20 protein-coding genes are annotated in these 25,187 nt (G+C 74.5%); 7 read left to right on the top strand and 13 right to left on the bottom strand.

Features of this window, described 5'->3' with window-relative positions; translation table 11 throughout:
- The first annotated feature begins 10 nt into the window (after nt 1-10).
- Complete coding sequence (locus tag FRAEUI1C_RS40145) at nt 11-2,269, top strand: effector-associated domain EAD1-containing protein (protein ID WP_198318730.1); 2,259 nt, start codon at nt 11-13, stop codon at nt 2,267-2,269.
- A gap of 45 nt (nt 2,270-2,314) precedes the next feature.
- Here the strand turns inward: FRAEUI1C_RS40145 and FRAEUI1C_RS08635 are convergent, their stop codons facing one another.
- Together FRAEUI1C_RS08635 and npdG are read right to left on the bottom strand one after the other, a co-directional pair.
- The gene (locus tag FRAEUI1C_RS08635; RefSeq protein WP_013422914.1) at nt 2,315-3,115 is read right to left on the bottom strand and encodes a helical backbone metal receptor; all 801 of its coding nucleotides are present in this window, start codon (nt 3,113-3,115) and stop codon (nt 2,315-2,317) included.
- A gap of 9 nt (nt 3,116-3,124) precedes the next feature.
- Nucleotides 3,125-3,871, bottom strand: a complete 747-nt coding sequence (npdG, locus tag FRAEUI1C_RS08630; RefSeq protein ID WP_013422913.1) for an NADPH-dependent F420 reductase — start codon at nt 3,869-3,871, stop codon at nt 3,125-3,127.
- A gap of 504 nt (nt 3,872-4,375) precedes the next feature.
- Here npdG and FRAEUI1C_RS08625 point away from each other — a divergent pair.
- Complete coding sequence (locus FRAEUI1C_RS08625) at nt 4,376-4,579, top strand: hypothetical protein (protein ID WP_013422912.1); 204 nt, start codon at nt 4,376-4,378, stop codon at nt 4,577-4,579.
- A 37-nt stretch (nt 4,580-4,616) separates the two neighbouring features.
- On the opposite strand, the gene FRAEUI1C_RS08620 is transcribed toward FRAEUI1C_RS08625, so the two are convergent.
- Nucleotides 4,617-5,885 (bottom strand): tyrosine-type recombinase/integrase, encoded by a 1,269-nt coding sequence (locus tag FRAEUI1C_RS08620; RefSeq protein WP_013422911.1) that lies wholly within the window; start codon nt 5,883-5,885, stop codon nt 4,617-4,619.
- Between the two features lie 374 nt (nt 5,886-6,259).
- Between FRAEUI1C_RS08620 and FRAEUI1C_RS08615 the strand changes: the two genes are divergently transcribed.
- Both FRAEUI1C_RS08615 and FRAEUI1C_RS08610 read left to right on the top strand, forming a co-directional pair.
- A complete protein-coding gene (locus FRAEUI1C_RS08615) occupies nt 6,260-6,850 on the top strand; it encodes a hypothetical protein (RefSeq protein ID WP_232425345.1) in 591 nt (196 codons plus the stop codon).
- Nucleotides 6,847-7,767, top strand: a complete 921-nt coding sequence (locus FRAEUI1C_RS08610; RefSeq protein WP_013422909.1) for a PKD domain-containing protein — start codon at nt 6,847-6,849, stop codon at nt 7,765-7,767. Before FRAEUI1C_RS08615 ends, FRAEUI1C_RS08610 begins: the two co-directional genes overlap by 4 nt.
- Nucleotides 7,768-7,773: 6 nt before the next feature.
- On the opposite strand, the gene FRAEUI1C_RS08605 is transcribed toward FRAEUI1C_RS08610, so the two are convergent.
- From FRAEUI1C_RS08605 to FRAEUI1C_RS40840, 6 genes are all read right to left on the bottom strand, one after another.
- A complete protein-coding gene (locus FRAEUI1C_RS08605; RefSeq protein WP_013422908.1) occupies nt 7,774-8,481 on the bottom strand; it encodes an NUDIX domain-containing protein in 708 nt (235 codons plus the stop codon).
- Nucleotides 8,478-10,205: a CTP synthase gene (pyrG, locus tag FRAEUI1C_RS08600; RefSeq protein ID WP_013422907.1), complete on the bottom strand. Its 1,728-nt coding sequence runs from the start codon at nt 10,203-10,205 to the stop codon at nt 8,478-8,480. Before pyrG ends, FRAEUI1C_RS08605 begins: the two co-directional genes overlap by 4 nt.
- Before the next feature lie 193 nt (nt 10,206-10,398).
- The gene (gene recN, locus FRAEUI1C_RS08595; protein ID WP_013422906.1) at nt 10,399-12,144 is read right to left on the bottom strand and encodes a DNA repair protein RecN; all 1,746 of its coding nucleotides are present in this window, start codon (nt 12,142-12,144) and stop codon (nt 10,399-10,401) included.
- Nucleotides 12,145-12,228: 84 nt separating this feature from the next.
- Complete coding sequence (locus tag FRAEUI1C_RS08590) at nt 12,229-13,173, bottom strand: NAD kinase (protein WP_013422905.1); 945 nt, start codon at nt 13,171-13,173, stop codon at nt 12,229-12,231.
- Nucleotides 13,170-14,312, bottom strand: a complete 1,143-nt coding sequence (locus tag FRAEUI1C_RS08585) for a TlyA family RNA methyltransferase (RefSeq protein WP_013422904.1) — start codon at nt 14,310-14,312, stop codon at nt 13,170-13,172. Before FRAEUI1C_RS08585 ends, FRAEUI1C_RS08590 begins: the two co-directional genes overlap by 4 nt.
- Nucleotides 14,313-14,331: 19 nt before the next feature.
- Nucleotides 14,332-14,841: a hypothetical protein gene (locus tag FRAEUI1C_RS40840; RefSeq protein WP_013422903.1), complete on the bottom strand. Its 510-nt coding sequence runs from the start codon at nt 14,839-14,841 to the stop codon at nt 14,332-14,334.
- A 511-nt stretch (nt 14,842-15,352) separates the two neighbouring features.
- Between FRAEUI1C_RS40840 and FRAEUI1C_RS08575 the strand changes: the two genes are divergently transcribed.
- Nucleotides 15,353-15,688 (top strand): SCP2 sterol-binding domain-containing protein, encoded by a 336-nt coding sequence (locus FRAEUI1C_RS08575; RefSeq protein ID WP_013422902.1) that lies wholly within the window; start codon nt 15,353-15,355, stop codon nt 15,686-15,688.
- Here the strand turns inward: FRAEUI1C_RS08575 and FRAEUI1C_RS08570 are convergent.
- The gene (locus tag FRAEUI1C_RS08570) at nt 15,685-16,815 is read right to left on the bottom strand and encodes an HAD-IIA family hydrolase (protein WP_013422901.1); all 1,131 of its coding nucleotides are present in this window, start codon (nt 16,813-16,815) and stop codon (nt 15,685-15,687) included. The two genes, FRAEUI1C_RS08575 and FRAEUI1C_RS08570, sit on opposite strands and share 4 nt — an antisense overlap.
- Entirely contained in the window at nt 16,812-17,243 is a 432-nt protein-coding gene (locus FRAEUI1C_RS08565; protein WP_013422900.1) for a tetratricopeptide repeat protein, read from the bottom strand. Before FRAEUI1C_RS08565 ends, FRAEUI1C_RS08570 begins: the two co-directional genes overlap by 4 nt.
- Before the next feature lie 318 nt (nt 17,244-17,561).
- On the opposite strand from FRAEUI1C_RS08565, the gene FRAEUI1C_RS08560 reads away from it, so the two are divergent.
- Nucleotides 17,562-18,872, top strand: coding sequence for a DUF1015 family protein (locus FRAEUI1C_RS08560; RefSeq protein WP_013422899.1), 1,311 nt, complete (start codon nt 17,562-17,564; stop codon nt 18,870-18,872).
- Nucleotides 18,873-18,944: 72 nt separating this feature from the next.
- Here the strand turns inward: FRAEUI1C_RS08560 and FRAEUI1C_RS40835 are convergent, their stop codons facing one another.
- Nucleotides 18,945-20,201: a tetratricopeptide repeat protein gene (locus tag FRAEUI1C_RS40835; protein ID WP_013422898.1), complete on the bottom strand. Its 1,257-nt coding sequence runs from the start codon at nt 20,199-20,201 to the stop codon at nt 18,945-18,947.
- Between the two features lie 154 nt (nt 20,202-20,355).
- Here FRAEUI1C_RS40835 and FRAEUI1C_RS40830 point away from each other — a divergent pair, with 154 nt between their 5' ends.
- Nucleotides 20,356-20,640, top strand: a complete 285-nt coding sequence (locus FRAEUI1C_RS40830) for a hypothetical protein (RefSeq protein ID WP_041259064.1) — start codon at nt 20,356-20,358, stop codon at nt 20,638-20,640.
- 2,550 nt (nt 20,641-23,190) lie between these two features.
- Here FRAEUI1C_RS40830 and argG read toward each other — a convergent pair.
- Nucleotides 23,191-24,450: an argininosuccinate synthase gene (gene argG, locus FRAEUI1C_RS08540; protein WP_013422896.1), complete on the bottom strand. Its 1,260-nt coding sequence runs from the start codon at nt 24,448-24,450 to the stop codon at nt 23,191-23,193.
- Nucleotides 24,451-25,187 lie beyond the last annotated feature (737 nt).

Raw genomic sequence — 25,187 nt, 5'->3', positions numbered from 1 at the left:
CGGGGTGACCTTGACCGAGTTTCCGAACGGCCCCGCCTTCGGCGTGGGCGCCGGCGACATCGAGTTCAGCAAATCCGAGCTCGCTCGACTGCGCACCATGCTCGCGCATCTTTACCAGGGCCGCGGCGAGATTGCCCAGGTGCTGCAGGACTCGATTGGCCTGGCTCCGGCACGGCTGCCGCAGGGGAACATGGACCCAGACGCGCTCTGGGGTGACATCCTGGAGAAGCTGGAGCACGGCATCGCCTGCACGCACGAGCAGCCCTTTCGGGGCCTGCTGGAATGGCTGCTGGCTCGCTGGCCGAGAAACAGAGTGTTCCGAGAACTGGCGCGGCACCTGACCGGACCGGACCGAGAACCAAAGCCAGAACCGGAACCCGACCCAGAACCTGAGCCAGAACCTGATCCGGAACCTGATCCAGAGCCGGAGCCGGATGACCGGCCTCGCTGGAATCCGTTTGTCAGGCGGTCGGCATTGTTGCCATCCGCCGGAATCCTGGCGGTGCTCGCCGTATTGAGCGTCCTGGTCGTTGTCTACGTCGTTCCAGGCGACCACGGCTGCACGGCGCCCAAGCACAGCGTCTCGTCGCTGGCGTGGGTGCACGGCGAATGCGTCGGCTACAGCGACGGATCGTTCCAGTTCGGCCGCGGCGTCACCGGAGCGGACCAGTCCGGGACCGAGCTGGTCGGCGTCCAGAAGGACATCCTGGCGCAGAACAGGTGCGCCGACGTGCTGCGCGCCCGCCATCCCTCGCGGACGTTCCTGACACTGGTGTACTTCGCCGGCCTCGGCGCGCCGAGGACCGGGGCGACGGCCAGTCGGCTGCCGTGGGCCGGGGCGCAGGTCGCCGAGTTGCTCGGCCTGCTGACCTGGCAGCGCCAGGAGAACGTCGTCGCGGACAGCCCGGACGGCTCGCCGTGCCGGCCGTCATCCTCCGACCCGGCCACCGTCCCGGCCTCCTCGCCCCTTCATCTGGGTCAGGACCAGGAGCAGGACGGCCCCATCCTGCGGGTCATCATCGCCAGCGGCGGCATGTACATGGACCAGGCCGACCGGGTGGCCGAAGACCAGCTGATCCCGTTCGCGCAGGACCCGGACCAGGCCGTCGCCGCGATCGTCGGCCTGGACCGCTCGCTGACCACCACCGTCCAGGCGATCACCGACTTCGGCGACCACGGAATTCTCACGCTCGGCACGACGCTGTCCGGCGACGGCCTCCCGGACTCCAGCTGGACCTATTTCCAGATGGAGCCACAGAACCTGCGGGAGGCGCTGCTGGTCACCGACTACGCGTTGCTCAACCATCGGCGCCAGATCGACATCCTCTACCCGAAGGGCGGCTGCGGCGGCGGCGAGCAGGCCATGCCCGACGAAGCGGACCGGTACGTCTTCACGCTGGTCCGCGACATGGTCAATCAGGCGGCGCACTCGGGCCTGCAGACGACGCGGCACGGCTGGCAGCCGGAAGGCTGCCCCGGGGCGCCGTCGGTCGACGACTGGATGCGGGCCGAATGCCCACCGGGGGGCAGCGCCACCGGAACCGGGGTGGGCACCGACGACCTCGTCTTCTACGCCGGCCGTGCCGAGGACTTCGGCTCGCTCACGAGGGCGGGCTGCCTGGGCACCCGCCGGGGCGGCCCGCTCCTGCTCGCCGACGACGCCATCACCGAGTACGTCACCGAGTACACCGGCCAGGAGAGCTCGGTCTTCCCGGTGGTCTCGAAGGGCCCCGGGCCGGCCCTGTCCGGCACCTCCTGCGCGGACGGCGACCTCGGCGCGATGACGACGCTGCTCGCGCCCGAGCTGCCGCAGTTCTGCGCCCGGCTGCGGGCGATGTACGAGTACACCGAACCGCCGGTCCCGTCCGGACCGCACTGGACCGACGAGCGGACCGCGATCGCCTACGACGCGGCCAAGCTCGTGCTGGAGGCCGTCGACCACACCGCGCAGGACAGCCCGTTCAACATCAACGTGCTGGTCAACTGGATCCGGCAGGCGCCCACGCCCACGAAGCCGGGAAACCTCGACCTGCGGCCCGACGACGGCGGTCTGGTCGACCCACGCGCCGGGACGACCGGATCCGTCGACTTCCACGCCTCCCAGGTCGCCGACTCACGCCAGCTGGCGATCCTGACCGCGAACCTCAACGACACGGACCCGTATGCCGACGCCGCCAGCACCTGCCTCGTGCTGGCCGGCGACCCGCCAGCGACGACCGACTGCTGGGCCCGGCCGGTTCCGCTCCCGGTGGCCACCCAGACGCAGTAGCCGGTCCGAGGTGCCCACCCAGGAGCCCTGGCCCGGGCGGTCCCGTCAGAGCGCGGCGTCGAGCCGGCTTCGCAGGACCGAGCGGGCCTCGGCGAGCGACGGGCCGTACCAGGTGAGGTGGCGTCCGGGCACGCACACCGACGGGGCGGTGAACGCCTCCGGGCCGTCGGTCGGGCTGAAGGCGTAGGGCTCGTCGGGGAGCACGACGAGGTCGTGCTCCGGCAGCTCGGCGATCGTGATCCGCGGGTAGCGCTCGGCGTGGCCGGCGAGCACGTTGTCGACGCCCAGGCGGGTGAGGACGTCGCCGGTGAACGTGTCCCGGCCGACGGCCATCCACGGCCGGCGCCAGATCGGGATGACGGCCCGGCGGCGCGGCCCCGCGGGCGGCTCCCGCCACACCGCGACGGCCTCGTCCAGCCAGCCGGGCCTGGGCAGCCGGCAGGCGGCCACCAGCATCCGGTCGAGGCTCTCCAGCGCCGCCGGGACCGTCGTCGGCGCGGTGACCCAGACGGCGAGGCCGGCGGCGCGCAGGGCGGCCAGGTCCGGCTCCCGGTTCTCCTCCGCGTTGGCGACCACCAGGTCGGGCCCGAGCCGCACGATCGTCTCGACGTCCGGGTTCTTGGTGCCGCGAATCCGGGTGACGTCGAGGTCGCCCGGCTGGGTGCACCAGTCCGTCGCGGCGACGAGCAGCCCGGGCGCGCTGACCGCGATCGACTCGGTCAGGCTGGGGACCAGCGAGACCACCCGCTCGACCCGCCGCGGCACGCGCACCGCGAGCCCCAGGTCGTCACGGACCGAGTCGTCGCCGGCCAGGCCGTCGCCGGCCGGGCCGTCTGACGCGCTCACCCGCTCGTGTCAGGCCGGCTCGACGTGCGGGACGTCCGTGATGCGGATGCCCGCATGGGCCTTGTAGCGGCGGTTCATGGAGATGAGGTTGGCCGTGAACGCCTCGACCTGACCGGCGTTGCGCAGCTTGCCCGCGTAGATGCCCCGCATGCCCGGGATGCGCTCGGCCAGCGCCTGGACGACGTCGGTGGCGGCCCGGTCGTCGCCGAGCACGAGGATGTCGGTGTCGACCTCGGCGATCGACTCGTCGGCGAGCAGTACGGCCGAGACGTGGTGGAACGCGGCCGTCACCGTGCTGTCGGGCAGCAGGGCCGCGGCCTGCTGCGCGGCGCTGCCCTCCTCGACGGGCAGCGGGTAGGCGCCGCCCTTGTCGAAGCCGAGCGGGTTCACGCAGTCGATCACGATCTTGCCGGCGAGCTCCTTGCGCAGGCTCGCGAGCAGCTCGCCGTGGCCCTCCCACGGCACCGCGATGATCACGATGTCGGCCTGCTCGGCGGCGCCCGCGTTGTCGGTGCCTTCGACCGTCCGGCTCGGGGCGGACAGCTTGGCGGCCGCCTCCGCGCCACGCTCGGCGGACCGGGAGCCGATGACCACCTTGTGGCCGGCCGCGGCGAACCGGATCGCCAGCCCGCCACCCTGCGGCCCGGAGCCGCCCAGGATGCCGATGGACAGAGAGGACACGTCTTCGGAAGCGCTCACCCACCCATCGTGCCCGAACCGCGAGGTCGACGCGCGGACCGCCGACGAGGGCCACATCGGCTGGCGGGTAGCCGATTGCGCGTGCGTTGCGTGACCGGGCCTCCGTCGAACGCCCGCGCCACCACGCGGCCGACCGGTCACCGGCGTGCGGCGCGCCCCGACCCGGCTGCCTGTGACAAAGTCACATGAGGGAACATAAGAGCATCAACACGACAGCTACTCATTTGATCAAGCTCAGAATTTGATCAAGGCCTGATCTGATCCATCCAGGCCGTTGACCAACCGTCTCCCGCGCGTCTCGGGCGCGTTCAGCAGCCATCGGCAGCCCGGCGCCGTCGCGCAAAGGAGTGACAGTCCGTGACGATCGGATATCCGTCGACGCGAACGACCGTCGGCAGCACAGGGGTGACGATGCGTAACGTGCCGCGTATCGCACCCAACCCCCCGTACACCGCGGGTGAGGATGGGCCGTACCGTTCGGGTCAACTAGCATCCACAGGATCTTCGGCGGCAAGATCTTCAGCAGCTTGGTCTTCGGCAGCAGGTGGGAGAGGTCGGGCAATGGCGGACGTGTCGGTTCGCTTCGCGATGACGAACGACAGCGAAGTAGTGCTCAACCTGTCGCTGCCGCAGGCGCTGCGACTGATGGAAGCGATTGCGCGCAAGGTCGGCGAGACGCTGGCTGAGCGCAGCGGCCCCCCTGGGGTGCCCGCGCCGCAGGGGGCCAACGGCATGCCGAGCCTCGGCCCGTACTCCCCCGCCTGAACAGACAGCCGCTGACCTCGCGGGTCAGGAGGCGGGGCTAGACCAGTTGGCCCGTTCCGAGCCGGTCCGGGCCTGGCTGCGGCGGCAGCGCGGGACGGGCGGCGTCGGGTGCCCGGCCCGTCGCCCGGTTACCGGCCGGCTCCAGCTCCCGCGGGTGGGCCGCCGCGTAGACCTCGCGGAGCTGGTCCGCCGGAACCAGTGTGTAGATCTGGGTCGTGCGCACCGACGCGTGCCCGAGCAGCTCCTGCACCACCCGGACGTCCGCGCCGCCATCGAGCAGGTGCAGGGCGAACGAGTGGCGCAGCACATGCGGCGACACCCCCTCGATCCCGGCCGCCTCGGCCGCGGCCCGCAACGCCGACCAGGCACTCTGCCGGGACAGCCGGCCGCCCCGCCGGGACAGGAACACGGCCGTGCCGGATCCCGCTGACTCCAGCACGGGCCGGCCCCGGCTGAGGTAGAGCGACAGCGCCGCCACCGCGCACCGGCCGAGCGGCACCACCCGGTCACGCCCGTTGCCGCCGCGCAGCCGCACCGACGCGGTGGCCTGGTCCAGGTCGAGGTCGTCGAGGTCCAGGCCGACCGCCTCCGAGATCCGCGCCCCGGTGCCGTAGAGCAGCTCCAGCAGCGCCGCGGACCGTAGCCGGCGGACGGCCTCGGCCCGGTCGGCCAGACTCTCGGCGTCCGGCTCCGGCCCACCGGCCTCGTCGCTCTCCACGGTCGGCTCGGCCTCCTCAGCCGGCTGGGCGGCGGAGCGTTCGGCGTCCGGCGCGGCCCGTCCGGCGTCCGACGCGACGCGGTCGGCATCGGACGTGGCGCGTTCGGCGTCCGGGGCGGCGCCACCGGCGGCGACGAGGACGGCCAGCACCTGGTCGACGGTCAGCGCCTTGGGCAGCCGCCGCGGCGGCGCCGGTGGGCGGACCGGCTGCGAGACGTCCTCGACGAGGGAGCCCTCCCGCTGGGCGAACCGGTGCAGCGAGCGGACGGCGACGAGCATCCGGGCGACCGACGCGGCGGCCAGCGGCGGGTGCTCGCCGTCGCCGCCGCGCAGCGCGGTGGCGAACTCGCCCAGGGTCGCCTCGTCGACGTCGGCCAGCGAGGTCAGCCCGCGGGCCGTCAGGTACTCGTGATACCGGCGCAGGTCCCGCCCGTAGGCCAGGACCGAGTTGTGCGCGAGGCCCCGCTCCCCCGCCAGATGGCCGAGATACCGCGCCACCAGTTCGCCGGGGTCCACCGCGCCCGCGGGCTCCCGCGCCGGGTCAGGGTCGGGCGCGGCGGTCACGTCGACCGCCGGGTCCCGCTGCACCCTGACGCGTGGCTGGGCGCGTGCCTCGGCGCGTTCATCATCAACCCGAATAGTAGGACCTACCGCCGACAGTTCTTCGTGAAGCGCCGTCCACCCACCCGCATCGCGACGCTATTCTGACAGCTTGTGCGGAACGGAGCCGCCTCGTCACGTTACGCCGCATACGTCCGATCCGCTACGGACGCCGCGACCTGGACAGTCCTGTCCGCGCGGGCAACCCGCGGGCGGACCACGGCGTCTATCCGGTTCGAGATCCCTCCGCATCGCCCCGACGCGGGCCGCGCCCGACGAGGCGGTTCGACATGATCGTCAACCGGCCAGCTGAACCGGCCGCCCGCCGGCCTCGGCGCACCGCGCCCCCGGCCGGGACACTGGTGACGGGTCTCAGGATCGCGCTGGTACTCGCGCTGACCGCCTGCGGGGGCGGCGATCCAGCGGGGGCTGCCGCGCCGGCGGGCGCTGGCTCCGCCCCGGCCGGGAGCACCGCAGGCGAACCGGCCGGCGCCCCCAGCACCTCTCCCGGGGCCGGCACCACGGCGGGGGCGGGCACCACCGCGGGGGCCAGCGACTCGCCGGGCGCGGCGGCGGGGATCGTCACCGCGTATTTCACCGAGATCGACGCCGCGAGCCGGGCCGGCCGCGTCGCCGACGTGGCGGCCTTGACGTTGCCCGGCTGCCAGGCGTGCGCTCTCGACATCGGCGTCACCCGCGACCTGGCGCAGCGCGGCCTGCGCACCGACGCCGACCCCTACGCCGTCACGGCCGTCGACGCCCGGCCTCGGGCCGGCCTCGCGTGCGCGGTGACCTTCCTCGCCACGACCAACACCGTCGGGCTCGTCGACCCGGCCGGCCGCCGGGTCGACGCGGCGCCCGGCGTCCCGGTCCGCGCCGGCACCGCGGAGCTCGCCCTCACCGGGGCCGGCTGGCGCATCCAGACGATCCGCTACTCCCGGAGGCAGCCGTGACAGCGTCGAGCAGGCCGGCCCCCGGCGCGCGGCCCCGGCGACCGCGCGTCCCGCGCCAGGCCGGGAGCCGGATCGGGACAGCGCTGTCGGTCAAGATCCTGCTCGTCGCCGTGCTCGGCACCCTGCTCGCGACGGCCGGGCCGACAGGCGCCGCGTCCGCGGCGACGGTGCCGTGCGGCAGCGTCCTGTGGGCCACCTGCGACACCAGGGCGACCGACAACGGCTACCAGTACCGCTACCAGGGCGGCGAGCTCATCCGGGTCCCGCTCGGGAGTGGCCCGGTCGCCGGCGGCACGGGCTGCGGCGCGACCTGCCCGCCGGATCCGGCGGCGGTCTGTGACCTGCTGCTGGCGGTCGGCCCGAGCCCGACCATGACGGCGCAGGAGCTGGCCGACTACAACCAGGCGGTCGCCGGCTGCCAGGCCTGGCTCGCCGACCCGACGAACGGCATCCCGCTGGCGACCGTCCGGGCGCAGCTGGCCGACTACCTGAGAAACCAGCTGCTCCCGAAACCGACGCTGACGATCCAGCCCGGCGCCCACAGCTTCACCGGGCTGCAGACGATTGTGTACACCCAGATCCCGCCGGCGTTCGCGTTCAACGTCGACCAGCCGGTGCTCGCCACGATCAGCGCCGTACCGACCTACCACTGGGACTTCGGCGACGGCGCCACCGGCCCGAACTCCCCCGGGCGGCCGTACGACGCGGCGATCTCACCCCGCGACTTCCCGGACGCCTACGTCGACCACGAGTACAAGCAGCCGGGCACCTACCAGGTCACCCTGACGGTCGTCTGGGACGGCACGTTCACCGTCCCCGGGGTCGCGCAGGCGTTCGCGCTGAACGCGGTGACGCTGGTGGCGACGGCCCCGGTCGTCGTCGACGAGGCGACCGGGGTCCTGACCGGAAACGGCTAGCGCGGCTCAGCCCTGGTTGGTCGGTCGCGCGGCCCAGGGGGCGTCGGCCGGGCGCAGGGTGGCGAAGCCGATGTCCCGGGCCCGCGCGGCGGCGAGGATGCCGACGACGGCCATCGCGTTCGAGATGTCACCGTCGAGCACCCGGGTGACGGCCTCGTCCAGCGGCACCCGGGCGACGGTCATCTCCGCCTCCTCGTGCACCGGGACGTACCGTTCGCCGACCGGGATCTCGGACAGGCCACGGGCGAGGAACACCCGGAACGCCTCGTCGGTCATCCCCGGCGACGCCCAGACGTCGGCGAGCACCGACCACCGCTCGGCGCGCAGCGCGGTCTCCTCGGCCAGCTCCCGGGCTGCCGCGACGGACGCCGGCTCGCCGGGCTCGTCGAGGATGCCGGCCGGCAGCTCCCACAGCGGCCGGCGGACCGGGTGCCGGTACTGGAAGACCATGACGACCCGCTCGGCGTCGTCGAGGGCCACGACGCCGACGGCACCCGGGTGGACGACGACGTCGCGCTGCGCCACGTCGCCGTCCGGCATCCGGACCAGGTCACGACGGATCGCGATGATCCGCCCCTGGTACGGCGTCGTGCTCTCGGCGACCTCGTAGGTGTGGCTGGTCCGGGAGCCGGGCCCGCCACCGGCAGGGGTCCCGGCCTGGTCGGCGGAGCCCGGGGTCGCGGCCGCGGAGGTCTGCTGGGGCGTACGGGTCACGAGGTCACCAGCGCCGCGTCGTCGCCGAGCGCGCCGGCGGCCGGCGTCGCCGGGGCGGCGTCGAGATCCACCGGCAGCACGCCCCGGCGGCGGTCCGCGTAGGCGACCGCGGCCGAGGCGAGGCCGCGGAACAGCGGATGCGCCCGGGTCGGCCGGGACCGGAACTCGGGGTGCGCCTGGGTGCCGACGTAGAACGGGTGCACGTCCGGGCGCAGCTCGACGACCTCGACCAGCCGGCCGTCCGGCGACGTGCCGGAGAAGACCAGGCCGGCGGCGGTCAGCCGGTCGCGGTAGTCGTTGTTGACCTCGTAGCGGTGGCGGTGGCGTTCGGGGACCTCCGGCGCGCCGTACTCGCGGCGGGCTATCGTGCCCGGTCCGAGCTTGCAGGGGTAGAGCCCGAGCCGCATCGTGCCGCCCAGGTCGCGCTTGCCGGCGACGACGTCGCGCTGGTCGGCCATCGTGGAGATCACCGGGTGCGGGGTGTCCGCGTCGAACTCGGTCGAGTTGGCCTTGGCCAGGCCGCCGAGCCCGCGGGCGGCCTCGATCACCATGCACTGCAGGCCGAGGCAGATCCCCAGCGTCGGGATGCCGTGCTCGCGGCTGTGCCGCAGCGCGTTGATCTTTCCTTCGATGCCGCGGACGCCGAAGCCGCCCGGGATGATCATCGCGTCGATGCCGTCGAGCAGTGCGGCGGTGACCTCGGGCGAGGAGCAGTCGTCGGAGGCGACCCAGCGGACGTCCACGCCGGCGTCCACGGCGAACCCGCCGGCCCGCACGGCTTCCGTGACCGAGAGGTAGGCGTCGGGCAGGTCGATGTACTTGCCGACCATCGCGACGGTGATCCGGTGCCTCGGTCGGGTGACCCGGCGCAGCAGGGTGTCCCACTCGGTCCAGTCGACGTCCCGGAACGACAGGCCGAGCCGGCGCACGACGTACGCGTCCAGCCCCTCCTGGTGCAGCACCTTCGGGATCATGTAGATGGACGAGGCGTCCGGCGCGCCGACGACGGCCTCGTCGTCCACGTCGCACATCAGCGCGATCTTGCGCTTGAGCGCCTCCGACAGCGGCCGGTCTGACCGGCAGACCAGCGCGTCGGGCTGCAGGCCGATGCTGCGCAGCGCGGCGACGGAGTGCTGGGTCGGCTTGGTCTTCAGCTCGCCGGACGGGGCGAGGTAGGGCACCAGGCTGACGTGGACGGTCAGCGCGTTCTCCCGGCCGACCTCGTGGCGTACCTGGCGGATCGCCTCCAGGTACGGCAGCGACTCGATGTCGCCGACGGTCCCGCCGACCTCGGTGATGACGACGTCGACGTCGGGGCTCGCCAGCCGGCGGATCCGGTCCTTGATCTCGTCGGTGATGTGCGGGACGACCTGCACCGTCTGGCCCTGGTAGTCGCCGCGCCGCTCACGGGCGATGACGGCCGAGTACACCTGGCCGGTGGTGACGTTCGCGCTGCCGTCGAGCTCGACGTCCAGGAAGCGCTCGTAGTGGCCGACGTCGAGGTCGGTCTCGGCACCGTCGCCGGTCACGTAGACCTCGCCGTGCTGGAACGGGTCCATCGTGCCGGGGTCAACGTTGAGGTACGGGTCCAGCTTCTGCATGGTCACCCGCAGGCCCCGGGCCTTGAGCAACCGGCCGAGGCTGGAAGCCGTCAGCCCCTTGCCCAGGCTGGACGCCACCCCACCGGTGACAAAGATGTGCTTACTGCTGCGTGCCTGCGCCACACACACTCCCGTGGTCCTGGGTGCCGGTCCTGGGTGCCGGACTGGGGGGCCGGCCTGGGTTCGCCGGTTAGGGTGCCCAAGCCTCCGCCTGGCCCACGGGACTTCACAGTAACATGTCGCCGCGCTATCCTCCGCGTCCCCGGACGTGGCCTCCGTCCCGCTTGGGTGGAGTCATCCCCGCCAGGGGACGGACCTACCGGCCGGCCTTGTCGGCCGCGGCCGCGGCGAGCAGCTCCTCGGCGTGGCCGCGGGCGAGCGTCGAGTCCTCCTGGCCGGCCAGCATGCGGGACAGCTCACGGACCCGGCCCGCGTCGTCGAGCGCGGTGACGCCGCTGCGGGTGACCGAGCCGTCGGAGGCCTTCGAGACGACCAGGTGCCGGTCGGCGAACGCCGCCACCTGCGGCAGGTGGGTGATGCAGATGACCTGGTGGGTCCGCGCGAGCTTCGCCAGCCGCCGGCCGATCTCGACCGCGGCCCGGCCGCCGACCCCGGCGTCGACCTCGTCGAACACCATCGTCACGCCGGCGTCGTCCGCGGCCAGCACGACCTCGATCGCGAGCATGACCCGGGACAGCTCACCGCCGGACGCGCCCTTGTGCACCGGCCGGGCCGGTGCGCCGGGATGCGGGACGAGCCGCAGCTCGACGTCGTCGACGCCGCCCGGGCCGAACGCGACCTTCCGGCCGAACATCGCCAGGCCGGCCGGGTCGTCCCGCTGGGAGACGACCGCGACGACGCGGGCCCGGGGCATGGCGAGACCGGCGAGCTCGGCGGCGACCCGCTCGCCGAACTCGTGCGCGGCCCGCGACCGGGCCGAGGAGACCTGGCCGGCGAGATCGGCCAGGTCGTCGAGCAACGCGTCCCGCTCGGCGACCAGCGCCTCGGCCGAGTCGGCGCCGCCGTCGAGCTCCAGCAGCCGGTTCCCGGCCTCCTCGGCCCAGGCGAGCACACCGTCGACGTCGGTCCCGTGTGCGCGGGTGAGCGCGGCGAGGTCGGCGCGGCGCTCCTGCGCGGCGGCGAGGCGGACCGGGTCGGCGTCGATCCCGGCGGCGTAGGAGGCGAGGTCGGCGGCTACGTCGGCGAGCAGGACGCCGGCCTCTCGGATCCGGGTGCCGAGATCGGCGAGCTCGGGGTCGAGGTCGCCCTCGGCCGAGATGACGCGGCGGGCGGCCGAGACCATGTCGACGGCGCCGGGCGAGCCGTCGCCGGCCGCCGGGTCGGCGACCAGGGCCGCGTGGGCCGTCTCGGCGGCCCGGACCAACGTCTCGGCGTGCTCGAGACGACGTAGCTCGGTGTCGAGGGCGACGTCCTCGCCGGCGCTCGGCCCGATCCGCTCGATGTCGGCGAGCCGGGAACGCAGCGACTCCGCCTCGGCGGCCCGCTCGCGGGAACGCTCGGTGATGTCCGCGAGCTTCGCCCGCACGGCGGCGAGCCGGGTGTACCGCTCGCCGTAGCGGGTCAGTGGCTTGGCGACGGCCTCGCCGGCGAACCGGTCGAGGGCGGCCCGCTGGGTCGACGTCTTCAGCAGCCGCTGCGCCTCGGACTGGCCGTGCACGGCGACGAGGTCCTCGGAGAGCTGGGCGAGCAGGCTCGCGGGGACCGCCCGGCCGCCGACCTGGACCCGGGAGCGGCCATCGGAGATCAGCGTGCGGCCGATGACCAGCACGCCGCCCTCGTCGAGCTCGCCGCCGGCCTCACGGACCCGGGCCGCGGTCGGCGAGTCGGGCGAGATCACCAGCCGGCCCTCGACGAAGGCGCGGTCGTAGCCGGGGCGGATCAGGCCGTAGTCGGCCCGGCCGCCGGTCAGCAGACCGAGGCCTTGAACGATCATCGTCTTGCCGGCGCCGGTCTCACCTGTCACGACCGTGAGGCCCGCCGCGAGGTCGAGGACGGCATCATCGATGACCCCGAGGCCACGCAGCCGAATCTCCTCGAGCACGTCCCGAACTCTAGGGCATGGCTATGACAGCCGAAAGCAAGGGACATGTCGGGCGCGCGGCGCGGCGGATCACCCGTCCGGTGGTCACACCCGCGGCGGCTCGTCGGCGGTGAAGCCACCGATCGGCTCGGCGAAGCCGTTCTCCCTGGCCGCGCGGCCGCGCCAGCCCTCGACAGGCAGGTGGAACTTCGCCACCAGGCGGTCGGTGAACGCCCGGGGGTGCACCACGGCGAGCAGCACGGGCCGCTTGCCCCGCGCGGCCTCGACCCGGGAGTGCGGCGCGACCGGGACCGCGCGCCGGCCGTCGCAGTACAGCACCGCCGGCACCGGCTCCAGCACCTCGATCGCGACCGTCGACGTCGGGGCGAGCACCAGCGGCCGGGCGAACAGCGCGTGCGCGCTGATCGGGGCTACCAGCAGAGCGTCCACCCCCGGCCACAGCACCGGGCCGCCGACCGAGAAGGCGTACGCGGTCGATCCCGTCGGCGTCGCGCAGATCACTCCGTCGCAGCCCCAGCGCGACAGCGGCCGGCCGTCGATGCCGAGCACGCACTCCAGCATCTTGGCCCGCTCGGCCTTCTCCAGGGACATCTCGTTGAGGGCCCAGCCGGTGTGCACGACCTGGCCGCCGAGCCGGATCGTGATGTCGACGGTCATCCGTTCCTCGACGCGGTACTCCTTGCGGATCACCGCCTCGATCGTGGACTCCATCGCGTCCGGCTCCGCCTCGGCGAGGAAGCCGACGTGGCCGAGGTTGACGCCGAGCAACGGGATGTCGGCCGAGCGGGCGAGCTCCGCGCCGCGCAGCAGGGTCCCGTCGCCGCCGAGGACCAGGACCAGCTCGACGCCGACCGCCGCCTCGTCGTCGCGCGGGACCGTGTTCACCGCGGTCAGGCCGAGGATCTCCGCCTCGTCGGCCAGCATCCGCGGCGCGATCCCGGCGGCGGCCAGCCGGTCGAGCACCCAGCTGGCTCGCTCCGCCATCCCCTCCCGGCGTGGGTGGGTCAGCACCAGCACTTCCCTGCTCATCGCCGCCCCGCCTTTCCACTTGCTGAAGCCGTGTTGTCGAGGGCCTGGGTCTCTGGGGCCTGGGTCTCTGCGGCCTGGGTCTCTGCGGCCTGGGTCTCTGGGGCCCGGGTTTCCACCGCCTGAGTCTCCAGCGCCTGGGCGTCCGGGGTCATGTGGTCCGCGGCCTTGGCAGCCGGAGGCGCGCCGTCACCGGCCGGTCCCGCCGCGATCGCGGCGGCCAGGTCGGCCAGGTCCAGCGGCGGCGCGCCGGCCCTGAGCCACAGCAGGTACTCGACGTTGCCGGCCGGGCCCGGCAGCGGGCTCGCGACGATCCCGCGCACGCCAAGGCCCAGCTCGGCGGCCGCGCGGGCCACGTCCTCGACCGCCACGGCGTGCAGCGCGACGTCGCGGACGACACCGCCGGCACCGAGCCGCTCCCGGCCGACCTCGAACTGCGGCTTGACCAGCAGGACGAGGTCGGCACCGTCGGCCGCGCAGGCGACCAGGGCCGGCAGGACCAGCCGCAGCGAGATGAACGAGAGGTCGCCCACGACCAGGTCGACGGGAGCGCCCACGAGCTGAGGCGTGAGGGTGCGGGCGTTGGTGCGGTCCAGCACCCGGACCCGGGGGTCGGTGCGCAGCCGCCAGTCCAGCTGGCCGTATCCGACGTCCACGGCGACGACGCTCGCCGCGCCGGCCCGCAGCAGCACGTCCGTGAACCCTCCGGTCGACGCCCCGACATCCATCGCCCGCCGTCCGGCGACCCGCAGCGACGGGCCACCGGCCGGACCACCCGCCTCGGTCGACCCCGCCACCCCGTTCGCCGCCACCCCGTTCGCCGCCGCCATGGCCGACGCCGGCGCCGGCTCGGCTGGGGCCGCGGGTTCGGTCGCCGGCTCGGCGCGGTCACGCAGCGGCGGGACGCCGAAGGCCGCGAAGGCGCCCAGCAGCTTGTGAGCGCCGCGGGAGGCGTAACCGGGGTCGTCGCCGGCCGTCAGCGCGATCGACGTGTCGAGGCCGACCACGGTCGCCGGCTTGGTCGCGACCCGGCCGGCGACCAGCACACGGCCGGCGGCGATCGTCTCGACGGCGTGCTCCCGCGACCGGGCGAGGCCACGCCGGACCAGCTCGCCGTCCAGGCGCATCCTGCGCGTCGTCACGGCCGGCGCTCCGTCCGGCTCACCGTGGGCCGCCAGGTCCCGGCAACGGCGGGCCAGGCCGCGGGCCACCTCCCTGGGCGCCACCGGGCCAGGGCCGCCCGGCCGGCTGGCCCGGCGCACCGGGCCGCGGCGGCTGGCCTGGCCGTTGCGGACCGACAGGCCGCGCTCCGGCACCACCGGGTCCCGCGCCCTCGACGCCCTCGGCCGCGTCCAGGTCGGCGAGGGTGCCGGACAGCAGCCGGTGGACCTCCTCGAACACCGCCACATGCTCGGCCACCGGCAGCCCCGGCAGCTCGCTGAGCCGGGCGCTCGCCGCGCGCAGGCCGTCCTCCCCCGCCGGCACCGCACCGGCAGGCGCCGCGACGGCGGCCACCCCATCGGGGGGCAGGTTCGTGACGGGCAGGCCCACGGCGGTCGCGGCACCGTGCGGCGCCGAGCCCATCGGGCCCGCGCCAGCGGTGGGCACGGCGTCGCCGCCTCCCGGGCCGGTCGCCAGGCCCGGCTGCGGCATAGCCGGCTCGGTGGTCACCTGTCCTGCCTCCCGCGGTTGATGTCCGGGCGCACCGGCGCGCGTACTCGACGTCCGGCCGACCGCTCTCGGATTGTCTGGCCGGTGTCCGGTCGTCCCTACGCTAGTGTCGCCCACAGCCGGTCAGAACTTGTGAAGACCCGGTGCTCGCAGGCGGCCACCGGACCACCTGGGCCCATGGCCGGCCCCGAACCGGCCCGGCCACGCCGCGGGAATCGCTGTCCGGCCGGTACGTGACGGTTGCGGCCAGCCCGGCTCGTGCCGGATCCGCCCGTTTCCGCGCGCGGGTGCCCTCCCCCTGGCGATCCGGGCGGGGCCCGCAGGTGCCGCGGCCACGGCAGGCCTCGCCGGGCGACGTGGGCCGTGAGCAGGTAGGACGGTGAGGGCGCGCGTCTCCGCCGGCTCGGCGCGGCCCGGGTCCGCGGCTCCGGCCGGCGTCCCCACTGGCGACGGCGGGCGGTGTGACCAGGCCGGCCGGATCGGGAAGCGCACACGCGGGAGGGCTGTCATCGTGGCGGACCGGGAGCAGTGCGAGGCCGCCCTGCGCGGGCTCGCCGACCGCCTCGACGCGCTCGGGAAGGCCGGGCGCCCGCCGAGCGCCCCGAATCGCACCCTGATGTGCCGGCTGCCCGATCTGGGCACCTCCTACGTCGCCGAGCTGCGGGACGGCAGCCTGCTCGACATCGCCGAAGGGGCAAGGTCCGCGCAGATCACCTTCACCCTCAGCAGCGACGACCTGATCGCCGTCACCTCGGGCCGGCTCGCGGTCGCGTCCGCCTGGGCGACCGGCCGCCTCAAGGTCGACGCCAGCCTCCGCGACCTGTTGCGCGTCCGTTCCCTGCTCTAGACCGTGAGGTCGGCGCAGGACGACGGCCGGTCGTCGGCGAGGCGGCGCGCCGGACGGCCGTCGTCGGCGGCGGCCCAGGCGGCCTGGCAGGCGGCTCGCAACGCGTCCAGCCCGTCGTCCGCCGGCCCGCCACCGCTCCCGGCCCCGCCGCCCGCGTCCGGCTCGCCGGATGCCTGCCGCCAGTGCAGCGTGCCCTCGGTGTCGACGTGGCAGGTCCAGGCGCCGCAGCGGGCGGAGCCGTCGGCCCGCCGTTCGGCGGCGGGGTGCTGGTACGACAGGCCGCGCAGGTCGGCGGCGAGCAGGGTCGGGCGGTGCACCGGACCGGCCGCGAGCAGCTCCGATCCGCCCGTCACCCCGGTGAGGACGAGGAGCGTCGGCGTTCCGGAGCGGGTGCCGGCCTCGATGTCGGTGTCGAGCCGGTCGCCGACGATGATCGGCCGGTCCGCCCGGGAGCGGCGCACCGACTCGGCGTGCATCGCGGGTTCCGGCTTGCCGGCGACCAGCGGCTCGGCTCCGGTCGCCGCGCGGATCATCGCGACCAGGGAGCCGTTGCCCGGCGCGATGCCCCGCTCGGTCGGCACCGTCAGATCGGCGTTGCTGGCGACCCACCGCGCGCCCGCGCGCACGGCCAGCGCCCCCTCGGCCAGCCGGGCGTAGGTCAGCTCGGGGTCGAACCCCTGGACGACCGCCGACGGCTCGTCGTCGGCCGAGGCCACCGGGCGCAGCCCCTCGGCGGTGACGGCGGCCCGCAGCCCCTCGCCACCCAGGACGAGGACGGCGGCCCCGGCCGGCAGCCACTCGCCGAGCACGTGCGCCGCGGCCTGCGCGGAGGTGATCACCTCGTCGGCCCGCGCCGGGATCCCGAACCCGACCAGCCGGGCCGCGACCGCCTCCGGGGTCCGCAAGGCGTTGTTCGTGACGTAGGCGCTGCGCATCCCGCGCCGCCCGGCGGCCTCGATCGCCTCGGCGGCGTGCGGCACCGCGCTGTCGCCCCGGTAGACCACCCCGTCCAGATCGAGCAGCGCGACGTCGAAACGCTCGGCCGGCTCCGCCGACGCGGCCAGCGGCGGGCCATAGGCCGGATGCACCGTGCCGGGCGCCGCCGGGGCGGCCAGGTCGAGGGTCACGCGGAGCGAGCCCGGTTGTTCTGCGCCCGGGCGCCGCGCAGCTCGCGGCCATAGTGCTGGATATCGGGACGCATCGCCGCCGCCAGCGCGAGGTGCTCGATCGCGGTCGGCAGGTCGCCGGTCCGCCGGGCCGCCATGCCGAGGCCGAACTGGGCGTAGTCGTCGGTCGGGTCCTGGGCCACGATCCAGGCGAAGGTCTCGAGCGCGGCGTCGTACTGGCCGGCGTCGAACTGGGCCCGGGCCAGCGCCTCCCGCACGCTGCGTGACGCCGGCTCGGCGGCCGCGGCGTGCCCCAGCAGCTGCACCGCCGCGTTCGCGTCGCCATGGCCATGGAGCGCGACCCCGCGGGTGTACCAGTCGTAGACCTCACCGGCGGGCGCCCCCGCCGCGTTCGGCCGCTCACCGCCCGCGCCGTTCTGCTCGGACATCAGCACCTCCCAAGCCGTCCCACGCCAACCCGGCCCACGCCAACCCGGCGGACCGTCATCCATCCCCGTAGACGCCCGAACGACAGCCGGCGACCCGCCGGAACCGGGAAACGGGATACCGACCCGTCGTCCAGTGTCTCCGCAAAGACGTGCCGCGTACGTCCCTTCGCGCGTTCCGCCCAACCTCACCGGCCTACCCGGCCACGCCGCTGACCGACCGTCTCCGCCCGGTCGCCGACGTCACCAGGACCTCGAAGCGCCCGGTCAGGCAGGCCCGACGGGCGCACGATCGCCGGACGAGCCGCCGCCCGTCCTACGATGCGGGCCATGGTTGACGCCGCCGCTGCCGCCGTTCCGACGCCTCCCGGGCTGGTCCTCGCCCCGTTCCGGGCGGTCCGGTTCACCCCCGCCGCCGGTGCGGACGCGAACCTCGCGGCGCTGACCTCACCGCCCTACGACGTGATCGACGAGGCCGGCGTGGTCGCGCTGGAGTCCGCCGACCCGCACAACGCGGTCCGGCTGATCCTGCCGCGGGACCGGGACGGCGAGCCGGGCAGCCGCTACGCCCAGGCCGCCGCCACGCTCTCCGAGTGGCTGAGCTCCGGCGTCCTGGCTCGCGACGAGGCCCCAGCCCTCTATGTGTACGAGGAGGAGCAGGACGGCCACCGGCAGCGGGGCCTGGTCGGCGCGGTCGCGCTGGCGGACCCCGACGCGGGCATCATCCTGCCCCACGAGAACACCATGGCCGGCCCGGTCTCGGACCGGCTGTCCCTGCAGCAGGCGACGAAGGCCAACCTCGAACCGATCTTCCTGCTCTACGACGGCGGTGGCGACACCAGCCGGATCGTCGCCGCGACCGTGGCGACGCCGCCGCTGCTGGCCACGACCACCGACGACGGCGTCTCGCACCGGATCTGGGCGCTGACCGATCAGCCGACCCTCGACGCGATCGCCGCGGACCTGCTGGGACGCCGCGCGGTCATCGCGGACGGCCATCACCGGTACGCCACCTACCGGCACTACCAGGCGCGGCGGCGCGCCGACGGTGACGGCGACGGCCCGTGGGACTTCGGCCTCACGTTCCTCGTCGACGCGACGGTGTCCGGCCCGCAGGTGCATCCCATCCACCGAGCCGTGCGCGGCCTGGGCGTGGCCGAGGCCGCCCGCCGCGCCGAGAGCGCGTTCACGGTCCGCCGGCTGACCGCTACGGACGTCGCGCCGCTGCTGGACGAGCTGGCCAAGGCGGGCCAGACCGGACACGCCTTCGTGATCACGGACGGACGGGACGCCTACCTGCTGACCGAGCCGAGCGCCGACGCACTGGCCCGCAGCCTGCCGGCCGACCGTTCGGCGGCGTTCCGACGCCTCGACGTGACGGTCGCGCACCTGACGCTGATCAGCGACGTCTGGGGGCTGCAGGACGAGGTCGGCGTCGTCGACTACTTCCACGACGCTCCGGCGGCCATCGCCGCGGCCGGCACCGGGGGGACCGCTCTGCTGCTCAACCCGACCCCGGTCGCCGACGTGACCGCCGTCGCCGGCGCCGGCGAGCGCATGCCACGAAAGTCGACGCTCTTCACCCCGAAGCCGCGTACCGGCCTGCTCATCCGCCTTCTCGACGAGGGCTGACCGGCAACAGGGCTTGGAAACGACGAAGGCCGGCCCCCCGGATGGCGGGGCCGGCCTTCGTCGTCTGGAGTGCTAGTCGTCGTCGGAGTCGGAGTCGTTCGAGTCGGAGTCGTCCTCGTCGAGGATGTCCACCACGTCGTCGTCGGCGGCCTCGACCTCGGGGGGTGCCACCGGACGCCGCTCGGCGACCGGAACCTCACGCAGACCCAGGTCACTGAACAGGACGCTCAGGTCGGGCAGCGGCGCCGCGGCGGCCGCCTTCGCCCGTTCGGCCGCCTCGGCGGCGGCCTGCGCGAGCGACGCGCTGCCGTCGTCGAAGACGACCGGCAGGGAGCCCTTGCCGACCTCGGGAGCGGGCAGGCTCCGCTCCGCGCCCGCCGAAACCCCCGGCGCGGCCGAGCCGGCTGGGGTCTCCGGCTTCGCCGGGGTCTGCGCCGTTGCGGGGGCCTGCGCCGTTGCGGGGGCCTGCGCCGTTGCCGGGGTCTGCGCCGTCGCCGGGGTCTGCGCCGTTGCCGGGGCGGTCGGGGCCGGGGCCTCGGGGGTCACCGCCGCCGCCGGCGACGGCTCCGGCTCGGCGGGGAGCCGCGTGCTCAGGTCGTAGGCGCGCTCCTCCGCATCGGTCTCCCCCTCCTCGTCGATCGCCGCGGCGGACTGGAAGGCCCGGACCGCCTCGGCGTCACGGCCCGCGTCGAGCAGTGCCTCGGCGTAGGCGTAGCGCAGCCGCGCGGTCCACGGCCGGGGGGCGCCCGGGCCGTTCGCCTCCTCCGCGAGCAGGACGACAGCGGCCTCGGGCTGGCCGAGGTCGCGCCTGGCCCCCGAGCCGACGATGAGCAGCTCGGCCTTGCCGGCCGGGTCCAGCCCGTCGGCGGCCGGGGCGGTCAGGTAGGCGACGGCCCGCTCCGGACGCCCGAGACCGCGCTCGGAGTCGGCGATCATGGGCAGGTACCGGGAGGAACCGTCCATCCGCCTGGCGGCCCGCAGCTCGATGAGCGCGGTCGCGTACTCGCCCGCGTGGTAGGCCGCGATCCCGGCGGCCTCCCGGGTCACGGGCAGCCGGGCCGCGAGGCTCGCGGCCGTGCGGCCATGTGCCAGCGCCTGTGCCGGGTCCTCGTCCAGCAGCATCGCGGCGGCGACGAGGTGCCGCGCCACCACGTCGGCGAGACCGGTCGGCAGGCCGCGCAGCTCCTTGCGGACCTCGTGGTCGAGCAGCTCGGGCTGCGCCTCCTCGGGCAGCGGCGGCGCCTCCACCTTGGGCCGGGTGGTCGGCGCCGACCGCCGCTCGGGCGGCGCGGACCGCCGCTCGGCGGTCGTCCGGCCGGCACGACGCACCGACTGGCCGCCCGTGGCCCGAGCCCCGGCTCGCGGTCCGTCCGTCCGTCCCGGGCCGCCGCTCCGCGGTCGGTCACCGAACCGGCCACCGCGGTCGCCCCGACCTCCCCCGTCGCCGTCCCGGGCGGGCCGGCCGGCTGCCGCCCAGCCTCCCGTGGCGCGGGGCGCCGAACCGTCATCGCTACCGGTCGAGGCCGGGCCGCCCGGCGCGGTCGACTCCGATCCCGTCACGGCGGACGCCGACGACGCGCTGACCTGGCTCACCGGCGTCGCCGACGATCCGGCCTGGTCCGGGCCGGTCGCGCTGGTGGACGCGGCCGGCTCTCGGGCCGCGGTGGCGTCGTGCGCGGGCGCTACGGGCGGCTGCTGGTCCGCGGGCAGGGCCCAGGCCGGCGGCCCGGCCGGGCGGCGCGGCCCGGTCTCCCGGTCCGACCGGTAGCCGCCGTCGCGCCGACCGCCGTCATTCCTGCTGGCACCGCCGCCCTGGTTGCCACGGTTGTCGCGCGGGCCGCGGTTGTCGTCGCGGCGGGGATACCCACCCGACGACTGGCCCCGGAATCCTTCCCTACCGCCCACACGGCGATCCCCACCGGAGGACGGCCGGCTCGCCGGGCGGTCGTCGCTGTCCCGCCGGTAGCCACCGTGCCCGGTGTCGCCGGCCCGGTCGCGAGCTTCATAGCCACGAGTCGTGCCGCCGCTCCCCCGGTCGCCGCGGAAGCCACCGCCGGTCGGGCGGCCGCCGGGACCACCCCGGTCCGGGCGCGCACCGCCGTCGCCGTCGTACCGCCGTGGCGCACTGTCCGAGGATGTCCGGAAGTTCCCACCCCGCTGGTCGTCCGCACGGGTGGACGGCCTCGGCCGCTCGAAGCGCTCCCGCGATCCGTCGCCGCGGTCCGGCCGTCCCGCCCCGGCCGGCCGGCTACCCGTCCAGCCGCCCTGCGTACCGTCGCGGCGCGGGCCGCCCTGGCCGCCCTGGGGCCGGTCGCCGGGCCCGCGGCTCGGCCGCGCCGCGTTGTCGCCGCCGCGGTCGAACTGACGCGGCCCGCCGTCCCGCGACTGCCGGAAGTTCCCGCGATCGCCGCGGTCCTGCCACGGGCGATCCGCGCCACCGCGCTCGGACCCGCCACGGTTGTAGCCACCGCGGTCCGCCGGGCCACTCCGGTCCGCCGAGGCACCCCGGCTTGAACCTCCGCCGGAACGGTTGAAGCCACCACGGTCCGCCGGCCCACCACGGTCCGCCGAGCCGCCACGGTTGAAGCCGCCACGGTCGGTCGAGGCGCCACGGTCGGGGCTCCAGCCCTCACGCCGCTCGCCGCCGCCGGAACGCTGCTGCCAGCCGGGCCGGTCCTGGCCGCCCGGCCGCGCGCCGCGCGGCCCGCCGCCGGACTGACCGAAGCGACGGGGCCCCGCCGACGAGGACGACGACCAGCCGCCGCTGGATCGGCCCTCGCCGCCGGTCCGCTCGGGGCGCTGGTCGCCACCCTCGGAGCCGCCCTGCGGTCGGTAGCCGCCGCCTGGGCGACCTCCCGGGCCCTGCCGGTCCCGGTCGCCACCACGGCGGTCGAACCCGCCGCCGGTCGGCCTGCCTCCTGGCCGGAAGCCGCCCTCGCGCCGGTCGCCACCTGGGCCGGAGAAGGGACGACGCTCGCCCCCGCTACGCTCCGCGCCCGCGGCACGGTAGCCACCGCCACCGCCCGGTCGAGAACCAGCGTCGGAGCCGCGCGGCCGGCCGCCGTCGTTCCAGCGACCGCCCTGACCGCCGGCCCGGTCGCCGCGGGAGTCCCCCGCGCCGGCCCGATCCGGACCATCGGATGACCACGGGCGTCCCTCACCGCGCGGCCGGTCGTCACGCGGACGATCGTCGCGACGGAACGTGCCGGCGCGGCTCGGCCCCTGCCCGCCGCCGGCCCCAGCCGGCCGAGGCGGCCCGCCAGCCCGGCGCGCACCACCAGCACCACCGGAACGGAACCCGCCGCCCTGGCCCGCACCGCCACCAGAGCGGAACCCGCCGCCCTGACCAGCGCCACCACCAGAGCGGAACCCGCCGCCCTGACCAGCGCCACCGCCGGACCGGAACCCGCCGCCGTGCCCGGCGCCGCCGCCGGCTCGGCCGGCGCGCCTCGGGCCGGACGAGGTGGACCCGGAAGACGACCGATGGGTCGGCTCCCCACCTGTGGGAGAGGGAGGGACTGCAGAGCTCGACATGGTCTATCGCTTCCGATCAGCCCACACCATCGTGGGCGGTCCACTGTTGACTTCTGGCTGAACACCCGGCCGATGCCGGTCACTGACGTCATCCCCGCAAGGCCGCGGGTGGCGCCCATCTCCGCTTCCGCCGGTCCACAACAGCGGAACGGCGGCACATATCCGTCGCGACGGCGGTCTGTTCCACGAGCGCTGGCCGACAGCCAGCGGTCGAACCCGGTCCCGTCGCCCGAGACGCGCCGGGAAGACCCCGAAGGGTACCGATGCCGCGTCGATCCCTGCTGACCGACGCGATACATCCCCTGCCAGGTCGGCGGCGTCCGCCGGCCGGCCCGACCAGGGCGACCACGATCAGGACGATCGCGGCCCGTTCACCTATTACGGTAACCCGCCGGGCCGGCAACCTGTCGGCCACGGGTCCCGAGAGCGGCCCGCCACGGCCCACGACACGCTCATCACACGCCGAGACCCGGGCCCGCGGCGGCTGGGGCCGCGGGCCCGGGTCTCGGCGCCATCAGGTCCGGACCGGCCGTCGCGGCCCGGGATAAGGCGAGGCTAGTGCCGCGTCAACCACGGTTGAGCCCGCAGGATGATCATTGACCTGGATCGAGTCCTACCGCAGATCGTCTTCACACCACCTCTGACGACCAGGTGGATGCCCCAACCCTGCATGATCACCGGGCCGGCCCCGTCGTGTCCTACATCAGGTCGCCCGCACGCATCTGTTGACGACCACGGGGGATGACAGGCCCTCTCGCCCGGCAAGACTTCGCCGCGAGCGGCGCTAGTTGGTTTCGAGGACGCCGGGCACCTGGCCGGCATGTGACGCCGTGCGCGCACCGACGCCGAGGACCTGCAGGAACCCCTCGGAGTCCTTGTGGTCGAAGGCACCGACCCGGCTCATCGACGCGTTCTCCTCGCTGTAGAGAGAGTGCGGGATGTCCTTCGCGCCGGCGAAGTTCACCGTTCCCTTGTAAAGCTCCAGGGTCACCGTGCCGGTCGCCAGCTCGGCCACCTCGTCGACGACCTTGCGCGCCATCCGCGAGCCAAGATCCTCGCCGTACGCCTGGTAGAGCTGCTCACCCAGGAAATCCGAGGCGAAGTAGAAGATCTTGCGAGCGCGCCGGTCCAGGATCGTCTGCAGGAGGTACTCGTACGCGCTGCCGATCAGCTCCATGCCCGGCGCCTCGTAGACGCCGCGCGACTTCACGCCGACGAACCGGTTCTCCACCAGGTGCAGGTTGATGCCGACGCTGTGCCGGCCTCCGATCGCGTTCGCCTTTTCCAGAATGTCCGCCGGGTCGGAGAACGCCTCGCCGGCGATCGATACCGGACGGCCCCTCTCGAACACGATGGTCACCAGTTCCGGGGAGTCCGGAGCGTCGACCGGCCGCACACCCATGATCGGGCTCACGAAGTTCGCGCCCGTCTCCAGGGATTCGAGCACTCCGGCCTCATGGGTGAGCCCCAGCAGGTTCGCGTCCGTGGAGTACGGGGACTTACGGGTCGCCCGGATCGGCAGGTTGTGCTTCTCGCAGTAGTCGATCATTTCCTCACGGCCGCCGAAGGCGTCGAGGAAGCTCTGGTCCCGCCACGGCGCGTAGACGGAGATGCTGGGCGTCAGCATGTTCGGGACGAGCTGGAAGCGGGCCTGGTCATTACCGCGGCCGGTCGCGCCGTGGCTGAGAATCTTGATGCCGCGCTCCAGCATGTGCGGCAGCACGCCGCGAATCGTCACGTACCGCCCAAGCGGCGTGGTGTTCCAGTAGCGACCCTCGTAACGGGTGAGGCCCTGGATCGCCTGGACGCCCGCCTCGCCCATCTCGGTCCGCAGCGGGACGACGACCGCCTCGACCGCGCCGCAGGCCTTCATCCGCTCAGCGACGACGTCGAGCCCCTCGGTCTCGTCCGGCTGCCCCAGATCCGCGGTGAAACAGATGACCTTGACATCATGCGCGGCCATCCAGTGGGTCACCGTGCAGCTGTCAAGCCCACCCGACGCGAAGAACGCGACGCTCTCGCCCTTGAGCTCACTGATGTTCATGTGTGGTCCCGCTCCCGTCCGAGCATCACGTCCGCGGCCCCGCGACCGGCCGGGGGCACAGATGTCCGAGTCTGCTGCACCTCGGCCCGCGCGCAGCCAGAACCGCGCAACCGAGCCTCGACGTAAGTCTATACACGCCTCCGCATGACCATCCACTATGAGTCTGGTGACAGGGCCGACGGCCTCCCTTGGCTCGCTGGCTGCCGAACCCGCCGGCTGTCCCACCTGTCCCCCGCGGCTCGGGCCAGCCTCGGTCCCGGACCGCCGAGCTCACCAAGCCTCCAGGTCGTGCACGTTCCGCGGCAGGCCGAAGTCGAGTGTGGTCTCCCCTGTCGGGCGGGGCGCGTTCCGCGGAACGCGAAGATCGAACACGTCCTGCATGCGAGCGAGTGGCGACGTGCACCAGATACGCAGGGAACCCTGTGCGTCCGGACACGGACCGGCCCGCAGCGTTCCGCGGAACGCGAAGATCGGACGCGTCACGGACGATCGCGCCGTCCCCGTCTCGCGGAACGCGACCATCGAGCGAGTTCCGCATCCGGCGCGGGCCTTCGCGTTCCGCGGAACGCGAAGATCGGACGCGTCCGAGACGCATCCCGCCGCACCGGGTCTCATGGAAGGCGAACCGCGAGCGCCTTCTGAGACCGCGCCGCCCGCGCGTTCCGCGGAACGTGAAGATCGAACGGGTCACGGACGATCGCACCGCCTCCGTCTCCAGGAATACGACCATCAAGCGA

Source organism: Pseudofrankia inefficax (assembly GCF_000166135.1).
Lineage (GTDB): Bacteria > Actinomycetota > Actinomycetes > Frankiales > Frankiaceae > Pseudofrankia > Pseudofrankia inefficax.
This window is presented reverse-complemented; position numbering and strand designations above follow the sequence as displayed.